The sequence below is a fragment of the Pseudoalteromonas sp. SG43-4 genome (assembly GCF_014164325.1).
Classification (GTDB): Bacteria; Pseudomonadota; Gammaproteobacteria; order Enterobacterales; family Alteromonadaceae; genus Pseudoalteromonas; species Pseudoalteromonas distincta.
This window is the reverse complement of record NZ_JACJFB010000001.1, coordinates 90,094-108,306: the sequence shown is the minus strand read 5'-3', so window position 1 is coordinate 108,306 and position 18,213 is coordinate 90,094. Positions and strand designations below refer to the sequence as shown.

The 18,213-nt window shown below is 38.6% G+C and carries 14 protein-coding genes; 8 read left to right on the top strand and 6 right to left on the bottom strand.

Annotated elements, in window-relative coordinates; translation table 11 throughout:
* Positions 1–5 precede the first annotated feature (5 nt).
* On the top strand, positions 6–1,403 hold the full coding sequence (gene asnS, locus H5160_RS00475) for an asparagine--tRNA ligase (protein WP_024596826.1): 1,398 nt from the start codon (positions 6–8) through the stop codon (positions 1,401–1,403).
* Positions 1,404–1,543: 140 nt separating this feature from the next.
* Here asnS and H5160_RS00470 read toward each other — a convergent pair whose 3' ends face one another.
* Positions 1,544–2,470, bottom strand: a complete 927-nt coding sequence (locus tag H5160_RS00470; RefSeq protein WP_182736342.1) for an electron transfer flavoprotein subunit alpha/FixB family protein — start codon at positions 2,468–2,470, stop codon at positions 1,544–1,546.
* Complete coding sequence (locus H5160_RS00465; protein ID WP_182736341.1) at positions 2,471–3,220, bottom strand: electron transfer flavoprotein subunit beta/FixA family protein; 750 nt, start codon at positions 3,218–3,220, stop codon at positions 2,471–2,473.
* Between the two features lie 221 nt (positions 3,221–3,441).
* On the opposite strand from H5160_RS00465, the gene H5160_RS00460 reads away from it, so the two are divergent.
* The 6 genes from H5160_RS00460 (at position 3,442) to H5160_RS00435 (ending at position 10,309) form a co-directional block, all read left to right on the top strand.
* Positions 3,442–5,088 (top strand): electron transfer flavoprotein-ubiquinone oxidoreductase, encoded by a 1,647-nt coding sequence (locus tag H5160_RS00460; protein ID WP_182736340.1) that lies wholly within the window; start codon positions 3,442–3,444, stop codon positions 5,086–5,088.
* Positions 5,089–5,220: 132 nt separating this feature from the next.
* Positions 5,221–5,685 carry an acyl-CoA thioesterase gene (locus tag H5160_RS00455; protein WP_024596822.1) on the top strand — a complete coding sequence of 155 codons (465 nt, stop codon included), beginning with the start codon at positions 5,221–5,223 and terminating at the stop codon, positions 5,683–5,685.
* 259 nt (positions 5,686–5,944) lie between these two features.
* On the top strand, positions 5,945–6,514 hold the full coding sequence (locus H5160_RS00450; protein WP_002961225.1) for an outer membrane beta-barrel protein: 570 nt from the start codon (positions 5,945–5,947) through the stop codon (positions 6,512–6,514).
* A gap of 213 nt (positions 6,515–6,727) precedes the next feature.
* Positions 6,728–7,432 (top strand): tRNA (N6-threonylcarbamoyladenosine(37)-N6)-methyltransferase TrmO, encoded by a 705-nt coding sequence (tsaA, locus tag H5160_RS00445; protein ID WP_024596821.1) that lies wholly within the window; start codon positions 6,728–6,730, stop codon positions 7,430–7,432.
* 89 nt (positions 7,433–7,521) lie between these two features.
* Positions 7,522–9,246, top strand: a complete 1,725-nt coding sequence (locus tag H5160_RS00440; RefSeq protein ID WP_182715517.1) for a proline--tRNA ligase — start codon at positions 7,522–7,524, stop codon at positions 9,244–9,246.
* Between the two features lie 217 nt (positions 9,247–9,463).
* On the top strand, positions 9,464–10,309 hold the full coding sequence (locus tag H5160_RS00435; RefSeq protein WP_182736339.1) for a UDP-2,3-diacylglucosamine diphosphatase: 846 nt from the start codon (positions 9,464–9,466) through the stop codon (positions 10,307–10,309).
* 19 nt (positions 10,310–10,328) lie between these two features.
* On the opposite strand, the gene H5160_RS00430 is transcribed toward H5160_RS00435, so the two are convergent.
* From H5160_RS00430 to H5160_RS00415, 4 genes are all read right to left on the bottom strand, one after another.
* Entirely contained in the window at positions 10,329–13,388 is a 3,060-nt protein-coding gene (locus tag H5160_RS00430; protein ID WP_182736338.1) for an ATP-binding protein, read from the bottom strand.
* Between the two features lie 274 nt (positions 13,389–13,662).
* Positions 13,663–14,871, bottom strand: coding sequence for an ABC transporter permease (locus tag H5160_RS00425; RefSeq protein ID WP_182736576.1), 1,209 nt, complete (start codon positions 14,869–14,871; stop codon positions 13,663–13,665).
* Complete coding sequence (locus H5160_RS00420) at positions 14,864–15,652, bottom strand: ABC transporter ATP-binding protein (RefSeq protein ID WP_024596859.1); 789 nt, start codon at positions 15,650–15,652, stop codon at positions 14,864–14,866. Before H5160_RS00420 ends, H5160_RS00425 begins: the two co-directional genes overlap by 8 nt.
* Positions 15,649–16,461 (bottom strand): DUF3025 domain-containing protein, encoded by an 813-nt coding sequence (locus tag H5160_RS00415; RefSeq protein WP_096793172.1) that lies wholly within the window; start codon positions 16,459–16,461, stop codon positions 15,649–15,651. The genes H5160_RS00420 and H5160_RS00415 overlap by 4 nt, the downstream gene beginning before the upstream one ends.
* 113 nt (positions 16,462–16,574) lie before the next feature.
* On the opposite strand from H5160_RS00415, the gene H5160_RS00410 reads away from it, so the two are divergent.
* A complete protein-coding gene (locus H5160_RS00410) occupies positions 16,575–18,200 on the top strand; it encodes a M28 family metallopeptidase (protein ID WP_182736337.1) in 1,626 nt (541 codons plus the stop codon).
* The last annotated feature ends 13 nt before the right edge of the window (positions 18,201–18,213 follow it).

The following is an 18,213-nucleotide window of genomic DNA, read 5'->3' as shown; positions in this document are numbered from 1 at the left end:
TGAAGATGAGCCATTTAGCGATTTCAGAGCTATTAAAAGGCAATGTTGCGGTAGACAGCCAAGTAACAATTAAGGGCTGGATCCGTACTCGCCGCGATTCAAAAGCAGGAATTTCATTTTTAGCCGTTCATGACGGTTCGTGTTTTGATCCTATTCAAGCGGTAGTTCCTAATTCACTGAATAATTATGATGAAGTTACTAGCTTAACAGCCGGTTGTTCTGTGTCGGTTACTGGTGTTTTAGTTCAATCTGCTGGCCAAGGTCAATCTTACGAAATTCAAGCTAACTCAGTGACTGTATTAGGTTGGGTAGAGAACCCAGATTCATACCCAATGTCGGCAAAACGCCACAGCATTGAGTACTTACGTGAGCACGCTCACCTTCGCCCTCGTACAAATATGATTGGCGCGGTAACTCGTGTACGTAACTGTTTAGCACAAGCTATTCACCGTTTTTACCACGAGCAAGGCTTTTACTGGATCAGCACGCCAATCATTACGGCAAGTGACTGTGAAGGTGCTGGCGAAATGTTCCGTGTATCAACGCTTGATATGCAAAACTTACCACTTACAGACAAAGGCGAAGTTGATTACAGCGAAGATTTCTTCGGTAAAGAAGCATTCCTTACTGTATCTGGTCAGTTAAATGGCGAAACTTACGCGTCTGCAATGTCAAAAATTTATACATTTGGCCCTACATTCCGCGCAGAGAATTCAAATACATCTCGACACCTTGCAGAATTTTGGATGGTAGAACCTGAAGTAGCGTTTGCTGATTTAGAAGATATAGCAAAACTTGCTGAAAACATGCTTAAGTATGTGTTTAAAGCCGTACTTGAAGAGCGCCGTGATGACATGGAATTTTTTGCACAACGTGTAGAAAAAACCGCAATTACGCGTTTAGAAGAGTTTGTAGATAAAGACTTTGCACAAGTTGACTACACAGACGCTGTAGAAATCCTTAAAAACTGTGGCAAAAAGTTTGAGTACGCTGTTGAATGGGGTGTAGATTTACAATCTGAGCACGAGCGTTACTTAGCTGAAGAGCACTTTAAAGCACCGGTAGTTATTAAAAACTACCCTCGTGACATTAAAGCATTTTACATGCGCCAAAACGAAGACGGTAAAACCGTTGCCGCAATGGACGTTGTAGCACCTGGTATTGGTGAGATCATTGGCGGTTCACAACGTGAGGAACGCCTTGATGTACTTGATGCACGCTTAGAAGAAATGGGCTTAAACAAAGAAGATTACAGCTGGTACCGCGATTTACGTAAATACGGTAGCGTGCCGCACTCAGGCTTTGGTTTAGGCTTTGAACGCTTGGTTGCTTATGTAACAGGTATGGGCAACGTACGTGACGTTATTGCCTTCCCTCGTACTAAAGGCAGCGCAACTTACTAATACTAAGTTAGCCGTTTATAAATACTAAAAACCAGCCAATTGGCTGGTTTTTTTGTGTTTTTAATTTACCGTATAAAAAAGCCGCAGCACTCTAAGAGCACCACGGCTTTCAACCAGAATAAATTTTGCTTAATTAAGCGTTATAAAGCGCCTTCAAGCTGAGGTAGCACTTCAAATAAATCAGCGACTAGGCCGTAATCTGCTACTTGGAATATTGGCGCATCAGGATCTTTATTAATCGCAACGATTACTTTTGAGTCTTTCATGCCCGCTAAATGCTGAATAGCACCGCTGATACCTACTGCAATGTATAAATTAGGCGCTACAATTTTACCTGTTTGCCCTACTTGCATGTCGTTAGGTACAAAGCCTGCATCAACCGCTGCGCGCGACGCACCAATGGCTGCTCCCAATTTATCGGCAATACCATTAAGTAGTGCAAAGTTTTCACCGTTTTGCATACCGCGACCACCCGATATAACGACAGTGGCAGCCGTGAGCTCAGGGCGTTCTGATTCTGTTTGTTCAACACTTACAAAGCTGCTTAACTGCGAATCTGATACTGTATCTACATTTGTTATAGCAACAGCTGATTGCTCACCTTGTAAATCAAAGCTACTGGCACGTACGGTAATTACTTTTTTACTGTCGAGTGATTTAACCGTGGCGATTGCATTACCTGCATAAATAGGTCGTTTAAATGTATCTGTGTCCACTACTGCGATAATTTCAGAAATTTGCGCAACATCTAATAGCGCGGCAACGCGTGGCATAAAGTTTTTGCCTGTTGTCGTTGCACTTGCAACAATGTGGCTGTAGTCATCGCTAAGCGATAAAACTAAATCGGCCATGCTCTCAGCTAACTGGTGTTCATAAACGCTATTATCGGCAACTAAAACATTAGCTACGCCATCAATGCTGGCCACTTGTGAGCTCATTGCGCTTAGACTGTTCCCTGCAATAAGCACATCAATAGGAAAACCCATTTTTACTGCAGCGTTAATAGTTTTTGAGGTTTCTGGTTTTAAGGCACCGTTGTCGTGCTCTGCAATTACGAGTGTTTTCATTTAAATCACCTTTGCCTCTGTTTTTAATTTTTCTACAAGCTGTGCAACGTCTTCAACAATAATTCCTGCGGTACGTTTAGCTGGCTCTTCTACACTTATTAATTGAATACGCGGTGTTAAATCAACACCAAGCGAATCAGCTGCTATTACTTCAAGCGGCTTACGTTTGGCTTTCATAATATTTGGCAGTGATGCATAGCGAGGCTCGTTTAAGCGTAAATCGGTTGTAACAACCGCCGGTAAGTTAAGTGCTACCGTTTGCAGGCCGCCATCAACTTCGCGTGTTACGTTTACTTTGCCATTTTCAATAACTACTTTTGATGCAAATGTACCCTGCCCGCGATTAGTTAATGCAGCAAGCATTTGACCTGTTTGATTATTATCTGAGTCAATTGACTGCTTACCTAAAATGACAAGTTCAGGCGTTTCTTGCTCTACAATTTTAGCGAGTAGTTTTGCAATATGAAGTGACTCGAGCTTTTCATCGGTTTCGATGTGAATGGATTTGTCAGCGCCCAATGCTAATGCTGTGCGTAATTGTTCTTGTGATGCTTTTGGACCAATAGTTACGGCAACCACTTCAGTGGCGGTACCGGCTTCTTTAAGGCGAATTGCTTCTTCTATAGCAATCTCACAAAACGGGTTCATTGCCATTTTAACGTTGGTTAAATCAACGTCGCTGTTATCACTTTTAACGCGTGCTTTTACGTTGTAATCAATCACTCTTTTTATTGGTACGAGAACTTTCATAGGAACTCCATAATTATTTAAACCTACAAGGTAACGTGCACGTCAACCTATTTATTTTATGAAATTAGACTACTTCCTGTTGACGTAAACGTCAACCTAAAATAACCTTTAACTATTCACAGTCTGTAACGTTTAATTTGCAAGGTTATAAATAGGCTGTACACCTTATTTAAATGCGTAGTAAACATTCAAATAAGTCCGTCATAGATAAAGAGGTTATTATGGTCGAACGTGAAACCATGGAATTTGATGTAGTAATTGTTGGTGCAGGCCCTGCTGGGCTTTCAAGTGCAATTAAACTCGCGCAATTAGCACAAGAAAAACAACAAGAGTGCATGATTTGCGTAGTCGAAAAAGGTTCTGAAGTAGGAGCACATGTACTCTCTGGTGCTGTTTTTGAAACCAAAGCTTTGGATGAACTACTACCTAATTGGCAAGATCTTGGCGCACCGGTTACAACCAAAGTAACTAATGATGAAATTTATTGGTTTAATAACGAGCAAAAAGCGACATCAATTCCCCACTTTGCTACACCAAAAACATTTCATAATGATGGTAACTACATTGTATCTATGGGCAATGTATGTCGATGGCTTGCAGAGCAAGCTGAAAGCTTAGGCGTAGAGATATTTCCAGGATTTAGCGCACACTCTTTAATAATTGAAGATGAAGCAGTAAAAGGCATTATTACTGGTGATATGGGTGTAGACAAAGATGGTAATGAAAAAGACGGTTACATGCCAGGCATGGAGCTTCGTGCAAAATACACTATTTTTGCTGAAGGTTGCCGTGGTCATTTAGGTAAAGAACTAATCAATGAGTTTGCACTTGATGCAGATTCATCACCGCAGCATTATGGTTTAGGCTTTAAAGAAATCTGGCAAATAGATGAAAGTAAACATGAGCTTGGCAAGGTAGTTCATGGTACAGGTTGGCCACTTAGCGGCGATACTAATGGTGGTGCATTTATGTATCACAGTGAAAACAATCAAGTTGTTGTTGGTTTAATTGTTGATTTAAATTACTCAAACCCACATTTGAGCCCGTTTGATGAGTTTCAGCGAATGAAGCACCATCCTGTATTTAAAAACGTACTTGAAGGCGCTGAACGTATTGCTTACGGTGCGCGTGCTATTGCTAAAGGTGGCTTGCACTCATTACCAAAAATGCATTTTGCTGGTGGTTTACTTGTTGGGTGTGATGCAGGCACTCTTAATTTTGCAAAAATTAAAGGTAACCACACCGCAATGAAATCAGGAATGATTGCCGCTGAGGTTATTTTTGAAGCATTGCAAAATGAGTTAGCAAATACCGATTTAACTCATTATCAAACTGCGTTTGAGCAATCGTGGGCATATAAAGAGTTATATCAATCTCGTAACTTTGGCCCTGCTATGCACAAACTCGGTAAATTTTTAGGTGGTGCGTACAATACGCTTGATCAAAACATCTTTAATGGCGCTTTACCCTTTACGTTTAAAGATAATACGCCCGATCACTCTACCCTTGTTGATGCTAGCGCCGCTGACAAAATTGCATACCCAAAACCAGATGGACACCTTAGCTTTGATAAACTCTCAAGTGTGTTTTTATCAAATACTAACCACGAAGAATCACAGCCGTGTCATTTAAAGCTTAAAGATGCGTCAATTCCTATTAACGTAAATTTAGTTAAATTTGATGAACCCGCACAACGTTATTGCCCTGCAGGCGTTTACGAAGTACAAGAAATTGCAAGCAATAAAGAGTTTGTTATTAATGCCCAAAACTGTGTGCACTGTAAAACCTGCGATATTAAAGACCCAAGCCAAAACATTACATGGGTAACACCTGAAGGTGCGGGAGGGCCAAATTATCCTAATATGTAACTAAATTATGCGCTGTATAGCTATATAACTACGTTTTTTACATATAAATTATAAACATATCCTAAATTGCAGGGGCTTCGGCCCCTTTTTTACGTTATGCTAATAGTAGTTTTAATAATAAGAGTGTTATTTATGCCGTCGTCAAAAGTTATTTTTCGTTTTTTAGCAGAGCCTACTGATGTGAATTTTGGTGGTAAAGTTCATGGTGGGGCCGTCATGAAGTGGATTGACCAAGCAGGTTATGCGTGCGCTGCAGGTTGGAGTGGTCATTACTGCGTAACTGTTTCGGTTGCGGGTGTTAAATTTAGACGCCCTATTTTAGTGGGTCAAATAGTCGAAGTAGAAGCTAAAATTGCCCATACGGGTAGAAGTAGCATGCAAATATTTATTCAAGTTAGGTGTGGCGATCCAAAAACGCAAAATATGGTTGAAACAAACCATTGTGTTATCAGCTTTATTGCAATGGATGAAACGGGCTACCCAATAGAAGTGCCTTCGTTTAAAGCAGTGACCGATGAAGACATTAAATTAGAAAATTACGCTATAAAAATGAAAGAAATAGCAATTGAAACAGAAAACTTGCTTCATAAAGTCTAATTAGTAATTTAAATAGAGTAAGGCTATGTAAAAAACTCATTATACTTTGTAAAACATACAACCTATTTTAGAGTACACGATTACGCAAAAGTTCACTTTGATTATAAAACACGCTAAACAATGTAAAAACCAATACAAAAGAACCAATTATGGCGTGTTTTTAATCCATTTTAATATTGGCACGCTCGCTGCAAGTAGATAATTGAAGTTTGATTAATGAAATCAAGCATTTGATTATTTTTTGTAAAGGAGCTATTCAATGATTAAAACACTTTCTCTTTCAGCTATTGCACTAGCAACACTGGGTTTTAACTCTGCAGCACACGCTGACATTTCTGATTTCGATTCTCCACGTATTTATACTGGTATCGGTTACGGTCAATATTCTTTTGAATTTGAAGACAGTGACAACGACACTGACTTTGACGACGATGCACAAATGCTTAAAGGCTATATTGGTACTCAGTTTAACGAATACCTAAGCTTAGAACTTGCTTATCAAAACTTTGATGAAGTAAGTGATATAGACAGCAAAGCTGAAATTGATGGCGTATCGCTTGCCGCACGTTTGGGCTACCCAATAACAGAGAGCTTTTCTGTATATGCAAAAGGCGGTTGGCTTGAGTGGGATGCAGATTACACACAAGATTTACCAGTAGGTGGCGTAACAGCGTCTACAGATGGTGGTGATGCATTTTACGGTGCGGGTATTGAATACGCACTTACAACAAATGTACAGTTTCGTTTAGAGTACGAACGCTACAAACTTGATGACGATATTGATCCAGACATGGATGTAGCGTCTGTATCAGTTCAATACATGTTTTAATTAATCTTTAACATGTATCAGAGGGGTAAGCTTATGAGCTTGCCCTTTTTTGTTTTAGGTCCTTTTTAAATATATTAATACAAAATATAAACCACTCAGTCTAATAAGTGATTTTAAACCGCTTGGTCTATAAGCAATAAACTTACTTACACTAATGCCATAAATACTAAATGCAGGTAGAATAGCGCTCTATTTTATTTGTACCCGAGTACTATGAGCGATTATACCATTTCGGCTATTGGCCACATTGAATCTCCTTATAAACAAAAGTTTGCTATACCTAGGCAGCCTCGTTTAGTGCCACAAGCCAAGGCAAAACTTATTTTTGCACCTGATTTTAATCGCGAAGAGTTTGTACGTGGTTTAGATGAATTTACTCATATTTGGTTGTTATTTCGTTTTCATGAAACGGCCGATAAAGGTTATTCTGCTATGGTTCGCCCACCTCGTTTAGGTGGGAATGAGCGAAAAGGTGTATTTGCTACCCGCGCTACATTTAGACCAAACGCGATTGGTATGAGCGCAGTAAAACTTGAAGGTATTGAATATAAAAACGGACAACTTAGTTTATTACTCGCTGGCATTGATTTACTTGATGGCACCCCCATTATCGATATTAAACCGTACTTACCCTATTCAGATGCAATGCTTGACGCCAGTGCTGGCTTTGCAGATACACGCCCAGAAACACAAATGACGGTTGAATTTAGCCCTCAGGCAATTGAGTTTGTTAATGCGCAAACACAATACCCAGATTTACATGATTTTATAGCTAATGTTTTAAAACAAGATCCCCGCCCTGCCTATAAAAAACAAAAAGACGGCGAGCAAAGCTATGGTATGACTTTGTACAATTATAATATTCGCTGGCAAGTCAATGGCGAGCATAACGTAGTAACAATCATAGAAAAAAACTAAATAACTCACTTAGCGCTTTAGTGTAAAAGCATCCGCTGTTAAACTTAAGCTCTATTAAAAGAACATAATTACTCTATTTCGGAAAAAACATGCGTACAAGCCAATATATACTCGCAACACTTAAAGAAACGCCATCAGATGCTGAAATCGTATCGCATCAGTTAATGCTTAGAGCCGGTATGATCCGTCGCGTCGCTTCGGGTTTATACACTTGGTTACCCTCTGGTTTACGTGTGCTACGTAAAGTAGAAAACATTGTACGTGAAGAGATGGACAAAGCAGGTGCTATTGAAATGCTAATGCCTGTTATTCAGCCTGCTGATTTGTGGGAAGAGTCTGGCCGTTGGAATGAATTTGGTCCTGAGCTTATGCGCTTCACAGACCGTCATAACCGTACGTTTGCACTTGGTCCAACACACGAAGAAGTAATAACTGATTTCGTACGTAAAGAAATAAGCAGCTACAAGCAGTTACCTGTTACTTTATATCAAGTACAAACTAAAGTACGCGACGAACGTCGCCCTCGCTTTGGTGTTATGCGAGCTCGTGAATTTACAATGAAAGATGCCTACTCTTTTCACTTAAGTGAAGAGTGTTTAGATGCGACTTATCAAGCGATGCACAAAGCATACTGTAACATTTTTGAGCGTTTAGGCCTTGATTACCGCCCTGTACTTGCTGATACTGGGTCTATTGGTGGTAGCTTATCTCACGAGTTTCATGTACTTGCTGAGTCGGGCGAAGATGCCATTGCATTTAGTGATGGCAGTGATTACGCAGCTAATATTGAAAAAGCAGAAGCACTAGCGCCAAACGATCCACGCCCAGAAGCAAGTAAAGAGTTAAAAGCATTCCCTACTCCTGACGCTAAAACAATTAATGAGCTTAAAAAGCATTACGGTGTAAAACCTCATCGTGGTGTTAAAACCTTAATTGTTTACGGTGCACCTGATGAAAACGATGTACGTGGTTTAGTGGCGCTTGTACTTCGTGGCGATCATGATTTAAATGAATTAAAAGCTGAAAAGCACCCATTAGTAGACTCTCCGCTTGAAATGGCAACAGAGGCAGATATTGTTGCTGCTATTGGTGCAAAACCTGGTTCATTAGGCCCTGTGGGCTTATCTATGCCTATTATTGTTGATAGAGCCGCTAATATCCTTGCTGATTTTGTTGCCGGTGCTAATAAAGACGACGAGCATTACAGTGGTATTAACTGGGATCGTGACGTAACTGATTACGAAGTTGCTGATATTCGTAATATTGTTGAAGGCGATATGAGCCCATGTGGCCAAGGCGTTTTACAAATAAAACGCGGTATTGAAGTAGGTCATATATTCCAACTTGGCACTAAATACTCAGAAGCAATGAAAGCGGGAGTATTAAACGAAGGTGGTAAAAACCAAACCATGACCATGGGTTGTTACGGTATTGGTGTTTCACGTATTGTTGCAGCTGCTATTGAACAAAACAACGATCAATACGGGATCATTTGGCCAAAATCAATCGCGCCATTCGATTTAGCGATTGTTCCAATGAACATGCACAAATCGCATCGTATTCCTGATATTGCAAATAACCTTTACCAGGGTTTAAAAGATGCAGGTCTTGATGTGTTATTTGATGACCGTAAAGAACGCCCTGGTGTTATGTTTAATGACATGGAGCTAATTGGTGTACCTTACACGCTTGTAATTGGTGAGCGTAACCTTGACGAGAATAAAGTTGAGCTTAAAAACCGCCGCACCGGTGAAAAGCTAATGATTGATATTGATACAGCAATTGATGCAATTAAAGCGGCTGTTAAAGGTTAATAACACGCACGCTCAAAATAGACTAAAAGGCCGCATTTAAAATGCGGCCTTTTTTATGCGTAATAATAGCTGCTCAATGACTCACCTTTCCTAGCTTTATAGAAATCTTTTAATTACGTGCCTTGGTATAAATTGTCATGGAGGCTTCGCTAAAGTGTCTCATAAGTGTCATTAGATTTATCTACAGTGTTTAATTATTACACTATGGATGACGGGCATGACAAACAATCAACTGCGTAAAAAACAACATTATCCAGCCATTTGGATATCTGATGTTCATTTAGGTTACAAAGATTGTAAAGCTGATTACTTACTTGATTTTTTAAACTCGGTAGAATCTGACACACTTTATTTAGTGGGTGATATTATTGACTTATGGTCAATGAAGCGACAGTTTTATTGGCACCCTTCTCATTATGAGGTATTAAACTGCATACAAACAAAAACAGCTAGCGGTACACGTGTCATTTATATTCCCGGTAATCATGATGAAGCGTTTAGAAACTATATAAATCAAACATTATTTGGTGTTGAAATCCACCAGCAGTTTATTCACACCACTAAAGCTAATAAACGGTTTTTACTTATACACGGCGACGACTTTGATTCAGCGACTCGTTATAACAAACTTGTTAGTATTGCGGGGGATGCAGGATACGACTTTTTATTATTTTTAAATCGCTGGACAAATCGTATACGTAAAATATTTGGTGGTAACTACTACTCGCTTGCATCGTGGATAAAAGCTCGGGTACACAAAGCTCGAGAAGCGATTAGTGCCTTTGAAGATGCCGCAGTTCATGAAGCTAAAAAACAAAACGTAGACGGTATTATTTGTGGACACATTCACCATCCCAAAATTAAAGTGGATGACGGTATTATGTACTGTAACGATGGTGATTGGATTGAGAGCTGTACTGCGCTTGTAGAGCAGCAAGATGGAAAGATAGAATTACTACATTGGTCAGATACACAATTTATACTCGATAGCGCAGACATAGCTATTCTTAACACGCCTTTAAATACGGCAACAAGTACCAAACCAAAAAAATCAGCTGCTTAGCAGCTGATTTTCAAAACGATTAACTTAACCAAGTAATTAGCTTGTCTTTTAAAGTTTGTGGTTTAATTGGTTTAGTAATGTAGTCGTTCATTCCAGCAGCTAAACAACGCTCTCTATCACCTTCCATCGCACTCGCTGTCATAGCGATAATCGGTATGTGAGTATAATCTACCCCTGCCTTACTATTTCTAATTTCACTTGTGGTATCGTAGCCATTTAAATTGGGCATTTGGCAATCCATTAATATAACATCAAAAGCTTTCTCTTCGTTTTCTCTCAGTGCTTCTAAGGCTTCTATACCGTCTGACGCACAAGTGATTTTTACTTTAGTACGTTTTAATATTGCCTTAGCTACTTCAATGTTTATCATATTATCGTCAACTAATAATATATGATAAGCAGATAGGTCAGGCTCTACTTGTTCCTCTTCCAATCCTTTTGGTGGCGCTATAATACAGTCACTACTAGCACCAAATAAGCTGGCCAATTTATAGCTGAATTGATCTTGAGTGAGTGGTTTATTTAAAATATGGCTGCCTTCAGGTAATACCGTTTTGATTGGCTTATCTGTAACCATATCTCGTAAAATTAAAACATACTTTTTATTAAACTGTTTACAGTAATCAATTAACGCATCAATTTGAGGATGCTCATCATCAATTAATAATAAATCAGCTTCAAACTCTTTGTGCTCACTAAAATAGTCAAGTCGTACAATGTTTTCTGCTTTTACTTTGCAGGTTAATAACAATAAGTCGCACACGTTTTTGTAAACGTTATCGCGCGCTATTAATGCCGCTACGTTAATACTTGTAGCAAGCTCAATACCTGTGTTTAGTTTTTTCTCTTGTGCTACATGTAGCTCAACCGTTGCGGTAAAGGTACTACCCGCGCCCTTTTTACTTATAACCGTAATATTACCACCCATTAACTGAGCAAGTTTTTTACATATAGATAAACCTAAGCCTGTACCACCAAAATGGCGGGTCGTGCTTGAATCTTCTTGCGTAAATACTTCAAATAGGTTGTCTATGTTTTCAGGGGCTATACCAATTCCGGTGTCTTTTATTGTAAAGCTCATTAATAACTTTGAGTCAGTAATGTACTTAGAGCCAACAGTTAAACTTACTTCACCTCGGTGGGTAAATTTAAATGCATTATTAACTAAGTTAATTAAAATTTGTTTAAGTCGATGGCTGTCGCCAATAACCATTCTGTCTACTACATCTTTAGTATCTAAAAATACTTCAAGACCTTTGCGCTGGCCCTGTAACGCTAAAGAGCTAATCATATCGCTACATACTGTCACAACATCAAATGTATGATTATCAATATCAAGCTTACCTGCTTCTATTTTAGAAAAATCAAGAATATCGTTAATCAGATTCATCAGTGAGTTAGCACTGCTATTTGCTAGTTTTAAATAATGATATTGTTGTTCGGTTAAGCCATCTTCTTTGAGCATTTCAAGCATACCCAAAACGCCATTCATCGGTGTGCGTATTTCGTGAGAGATATTTGCTACAAAGTCACTTTTTGCATGGCTTGCTGCTAATGCTTGGTCAATTGCACGTTCTAGTTCAATGGTCCTTTGTGAAACCTTTAGCTCCAGAGTACTGTTTAACGCTTCGAGCTCTGATTGCGTATTTTTTAATGAGCTAATATTTCTTAAAATAGCCGCTACCTGATAACGGTTATTATATACATCAAAAATACTGCTAAGCGTAATTGAAAAGTATTGTTTGTTGCCATAACCATCTGTGTAGATAGCTTCAAACGGCATTTTTGAACCGTTTGTAATAGTCTCTTGTATACAATTAGTGTCTGCGTCGTTTAAATTAAACAGCGAGACAAAATCAGGATTAGTGCCTGATATTGAACTACCAAAAACCTCTTTAGCGGTATTATTAAAGTGAACAATTTCGCCGTTTTGCTCAATTGTAAAAATAGCATCCAAAGAATTTTCTATTACTTTATTGTTTTGCTCTTTTAGAGAATTAATTAACAGCTTACGGTTTATAAAGCGTTGGTATAAAAAAGCAATAACTAAAAATATGCTAAAAAATACCACTAACATTGCAATAAAGTTTTGACGTCTCTCATTCACCTTTGCAAACAATGTTTTTGTATCAACACTTACACCAAGCTCTAAAGGTAGCATGGCTATATCACCCTCAAACGAAATTCGTTTTTTTAAAGTGTAAGCCACTGGATAATTACTTATTGGTAAAGTGCCTTGCTCTGTCATGGTGGTTGCAGTAGAGAATTCTTCAGACCATGTTTTAGTTTTATTAAATTCAAAACGGAATCGAAGTTGAGGGTTTGGATGATATAAAAATTCACCTTCATTATTCATAAGGTAAATCTGCGTCCCTTGTGGAGATTCAACTGTTAAATCTTCAAGTAATTTATCCGCAAAGTAATTAGTAACTAATATTGCAAATATTTTATTATTTTCATCAAAAACAGGCTTAGCAACACGAAAAGTGCTTATATAAGGTTCTTGTATCTGTCCATTTTCACGGTTGTAGTTAATTGGAGAAATATAAACACTTTTCTTATCAAGCATGCTTGCTTTGATTATGTAATCGCGTTGACCTTTTTTTTGTAATTGCAGACCTTGCAGTCGATTAATCTCTCCAAGTTGATTTCGGTCAACTCTAACAATCTCTTGCCCACCATCTTCGAGCATAATATAGCGAGCTTGCAAAATACTGTCATCGGTCTGCATAAAACCAGTAAAAATGCTTGCTAAGCGCTCTTGCCAAACATCTATTGGCGTACCAAGAACGGGATCAATTAGTTTATTTTCTTTAGCGCGGGTAATGCCTTGTATTGGTGGTGTAGCATCTAAAAAGCGAATGGCGGTAACACTGTCTTTAAGATGTTTTTTTAATGAAAGGCTTTTTGTTTCAAGTTCACGCTTTAATTCTATTTGAGCTGAATTATAAACATCACTTCTTACTTTTTGATCGAACAAATACAGAGATGGTAAAGCTATAAGAACAAATATTATTGTTGCAACGAGCATTAATTTATTATTTTTTGTTACATTCAACAAAATATTTCTTTTTAGCATTTACCTTCACCATAAATTTTTATTGTTATTAGTATAGAGCATTAACGAAAGAATTGGACCATCTAACTAATCAGTTATCGCTATAATTTTTATAATAAAAAGACTAAATCATTAGTTTTATTTAGAGCACAACCCTTATGTGAATTTTAAATGAATGGGTGAAAAAATATTGGCTTACAAAATTAATAAATGGGCTATTTTAACTATTAATCGCTTCAAAGTATAAATGGTAGCAATTGCTACCTTTTATATATTCTTAAAACCTTTATGTACATTATCTAAATAGCACATCTTCTCTGTTAAACCACTTAACACAAAATGCCAATAGCCCAGCAGCAATGATTGCAGTGGCTAAAAATATTAAGCCTACAAATGTGTAATCAACAGTCCCTTTTACTATTTCTTTAATTGCTAATGCTACGTTTGTAACAGGAATGAATGCTGTTTTAGCAGTGAGTTCCATATTTGGCATTATTGAAATAATAATCGGGAAAAATACGCCCATACTAAGTGGTGCCATATAATTCTGCGCTTCTTTAAACGTGCGAGCATAGATAGATATAGCCAGAGCTAAGGCCGAAAATATAGCTGCAACAGGTAATAATAGTACAAATATCATTAGTAAATCGGTAACTGCTAATGTACTAAACGCGGCTTTAATAAAATCAAGATCGGCAAATGCGAGCGCCAATGCTATCCAACAGCCCATACTTAAGACGGTTATCGTTGTGGAGGCAATGGATGTAGTTAACAAGGTTATAAATTTACCAAGCACCAGCTCTGTACGCGTAATAGGTGTAAGTAGGAGTGTTTCTAGTGTGCCGCGTTCTTTTTCGCCAGCGCCTAAATCAATAGCGGGATAAGTTGCCCCCATCAATACTAATGGAATAAGTAGGTAAGGTAAAAAACCGCCAATTTTTTCGCCAAGGTTTTCACGTTTATCGGCGGTATCTACTTTTATGACTTCAATTGGATTAAGAATAGATTTTTGAACAGACTCTTCAATACCAAAACTGATTAGCTTTTGAGTTTGCAGCACGTCACTGTATTCTTTTGCGAGCTCTTTAACGCGTTCGAATAAAAAGTTGATAGATTTTGAATCGTTAAAAACAACCTGCCACTGGCTTTGTTTTCCATCGTTCAATGTTTGCACAGCATGACTTGGTAAATAAATACCCATATCAATATCGCCAGCGATTACACCTGCTTTAAGCTCATCTATATTGTTAAAGGTTTTATCCCCTTTATAAAGCTCAAAACTTTTGTGATAAAACACTTTATCTGTAAACTCTTGTGCGTAGTCACCGTTGATAATCGCGTAAGTGTTTACTTTTTGCTCAGCGTCCATTGCAGCTTGCGAGCTTATAAATGCCATTACGGCAAACAATAACGGAAATATAGCAACAGGGAGCGCGACTACAAATAATAGCGTTTTTTTATCGCGTAATAACTCTCTTAATTCCTTTTTAAATACCTCAAACATCATGTTTCTCCGTTAATATATTCATAAACGCTTGGTTAAGCTCATCACTATTACCTGCTTGTTTAAACTCTTCTACTGTTCCGTCAAAACAGCTAATACCTTCGTTAATTACAGCGACACGGTCACATAAAAGGGCTACTTCATCTAGATGATGGGTTGAGAAAATAACAGGCGTCCCTTGCGCCTTTAAACCTTTGATAAATTTAATAACGGTTTGTGTTGTCATTATATCAAGGCCCGTTGTTGGCTCATCAAGTACCACAACTGCTGGGCGATGAACAACTGCACGCGCTATATTTGCTTTTTGCTTCATCCCCGTTGAAAGGTTTTCTGCCCGTTTATCTACAAATTTATGCATATCTAGCAATGTAAATAGCTCATCACAACGCGATGCAATATCGCTTTTGTTCATGCCATGAAGCTTTGCAAAATACTCTATGTTTTCTTTTACAGTTAAGCGGCCATACAACCCCGTAGAGCCTGATAAAAATCCAATAGACTTACGGCCCAGTAGCGGTTTTTTTACAATATCGTTTCCAGCAATCGTTATTGAGCCTTCATCGGGCTTTAACGCGGTTGAAATCATTCTCAGTGTCGTCGTTTTACCCGCACCATTTGGGCCGAGCAATCCAAGTACCTCACCTTTAGCGCAACTAAAACTAACGTCTCGTACTGAGTGAAAGTAGTCTTTATCTTCACGAGGATCGATGTCGTCTATTTTATTTTTTTTGTGATCTTTAGTTAGCTTAAATTTCTTTTTAAGCCCAGCAACTTCTATCATGTTCGCATCCTTCGTTTCGCTCTAAAATAATCTGTATTGTTGTAAAAAGAGTCATCTTTGTTTTCGTCATGCCAGCCTGGCACACCTAATAAAGGCAGTGGTGAAAGCTTTTTGTTATCGGCTAAGCAGTTATCTGTATTAATCATCTCATAAAGGGCTTGGTCAAGGTACTGGTATTGAGTTACTAAATCTTTACAAAATATTTCATTCGGTACACAAACAAATAACGCTTTACCCGTTAAACCTATATAAGGCTTTGTTAGCATTTCATAATTAGCATGACCAAACATAAAAGGTTTTATTGTTTTACCCCACTCATGTTTGTGTTCAACGAATGCAGTTTTCCATTGGTGATCGCAAAGCCACTGCTGCCATTTACTCTCACTTATAGCTAATACAACACCACACTCATCAAAAAGCGTTAGTGCATTACGATGCTTAGTACGCTGTTGCAGTCCATGCTCAGCTATATCTTGCACATGTCTATGGTTTATTAACGCTTTGGTTTTTGGAAATAAACACCATATAAACCCACCAAATAAGTCATGCCAATTTTCACTACGTGTAGGTACAACACCCGTTTCAAAAATTACTTGCTCGTAATACCGCTCGCCAAAGTCTACCTTTGCATCATCTTCAAAAGTAATAGGAATATTATTCTCATTAATAGCAGTTAAAAATGGAGAAAACCACTGCGGCGCCGGCCAATCTGTTAGTTCGTTAACTTTAAATAGCTCACGTAAATGCGCAAATGCACCTGTTTCTAAACTACTGATTTGCCACTGCTCGGGGGGAGTAAAACGCTTCATTTAAACCTTTAACAATTTATGCCTATAATTTACGAGAAGTTTACCGCAAAAACTGGTTCTACTTAATAGAAGTTAATATACTAATCACAACTTAAAACAAAAAAAGAGCTGACATGAAACATTATTTCTCTCTCACACTCCTCGCTACTGCTGTTTTAGCAGGTTGCGCAACAACAAGTATTACACCTACTGATGTAACAAATGGTTATAACAGTATTCAAGCTGATGAATTGGCTAAACATGTAAAAGTACTCGCATCGGATGAGTTTGGTGGCCGTGCTCCTTCATCACCTGGCGAAAAGCTAACGCTTGATTATTTAACTGCGCAGTTTAAAGCCCTAGGTTTAGAGCCAGGTAATGGCGACAGCTACTTACAAGAAGTTCCACTTGTGTCGCTTGAGGCTGATGCAAACATGGTATTAAGTATTGGTGGTAAAGACTATCAATACAAAAAAGACATGGTTATGGGTAGCAGCCGCATAAGCGCACAAGAAGGCATAGAAAATTCTGAACTTGTATTTGTGGGCTACGGCGTTAACGCACCTGAATACAATTGGAATGATTACGAAGGATTAGACGTTAAAGGCAAAACGGTTGTAATGCTGGTTAACGATCCGGGCTTTGCAACAAAAGACCCTACTTTATTTACTGGCGACGCGATGACTTATTACGGTCGTTGGACATACAAATATGAAGAAGCAAGTCGACAAGGTGCAGCTGGCGCAATTATTATTCATGAAACAGCACCTGCGTCATACCCATGGTCAGTAGTTGAAAACTCGTGGAGCGGCGAGCAGTTTGGTTTTCAAAAAGAAAACAACAATATGGACCGCGTAGCCGTTGAAGGCTGGGTTACAACTGACGTAGCAAAAGAGCTTTTTACTAAAGCAGGATTAGATTTCGATACTGCGAAAGAAAACGCAGCTAAAGGTGCTTACCATGTTGATATGGGCGATTTAACTGCTTCTGTTAATGTTAAAAATACGATTAAAAAATCAGTGTCGTATAACTTTATCGCTACGTTACCAGGAAGCGAGCAACCAGATGAGCATGTTATTTACTCGGCGCATTGGGATCACTTAGGTACAGATAAAACACGTAAAGGCGATCAAATTTACAACGGTGCTCACGACAACGCAACGGGTACCGCTGGGCTTATTGAAGTAGCTGAAGCCTTTACTAAATTACCAAAGCACCCTAGCCGCTCAATGACATTTTTAGCAGTAACTGCTGAAGAGCAAGGCTTACTAGGTTCTAAATACTATGCAGCTAATCCAGTGATTGCAGCTAATAAAACAGTCGCTAACATAAACATGGATAGCTTAAATTTATTAGGCAAAGTAAAAGACATGAATGTAGTCGGTATTGGCAAGTCACAAATGGATGAGTTTTTAGCAACTGCAGCTAAAGAGCAAGGCAGAACAATATCAGGCGATCCTAAACCATCATCTGGTGGTTATTACCGCTCTGATCACTTTGCATTTGCTAATATGGGCATTCCAGCCATGTACGCAGGCAGTGGCACAGTCGCAGCTGACGAAGAAACGGCTAATTACCGTAAACGCATGAGTTTAGTACTTCGCGGTTGTTATCATCAACCATGTGATCGTTACCGTGACGAATGGGATTTATCGGGTGCTGTTCAAGACTTACAATTGTTTTATAAAGTAGGTTTTGATATTTCTGAGCAAGAGCAATGGCCAACGTGGAATGCAAGCTCAGAATTTCAACGTAAGTAGCATTGGTTTAACA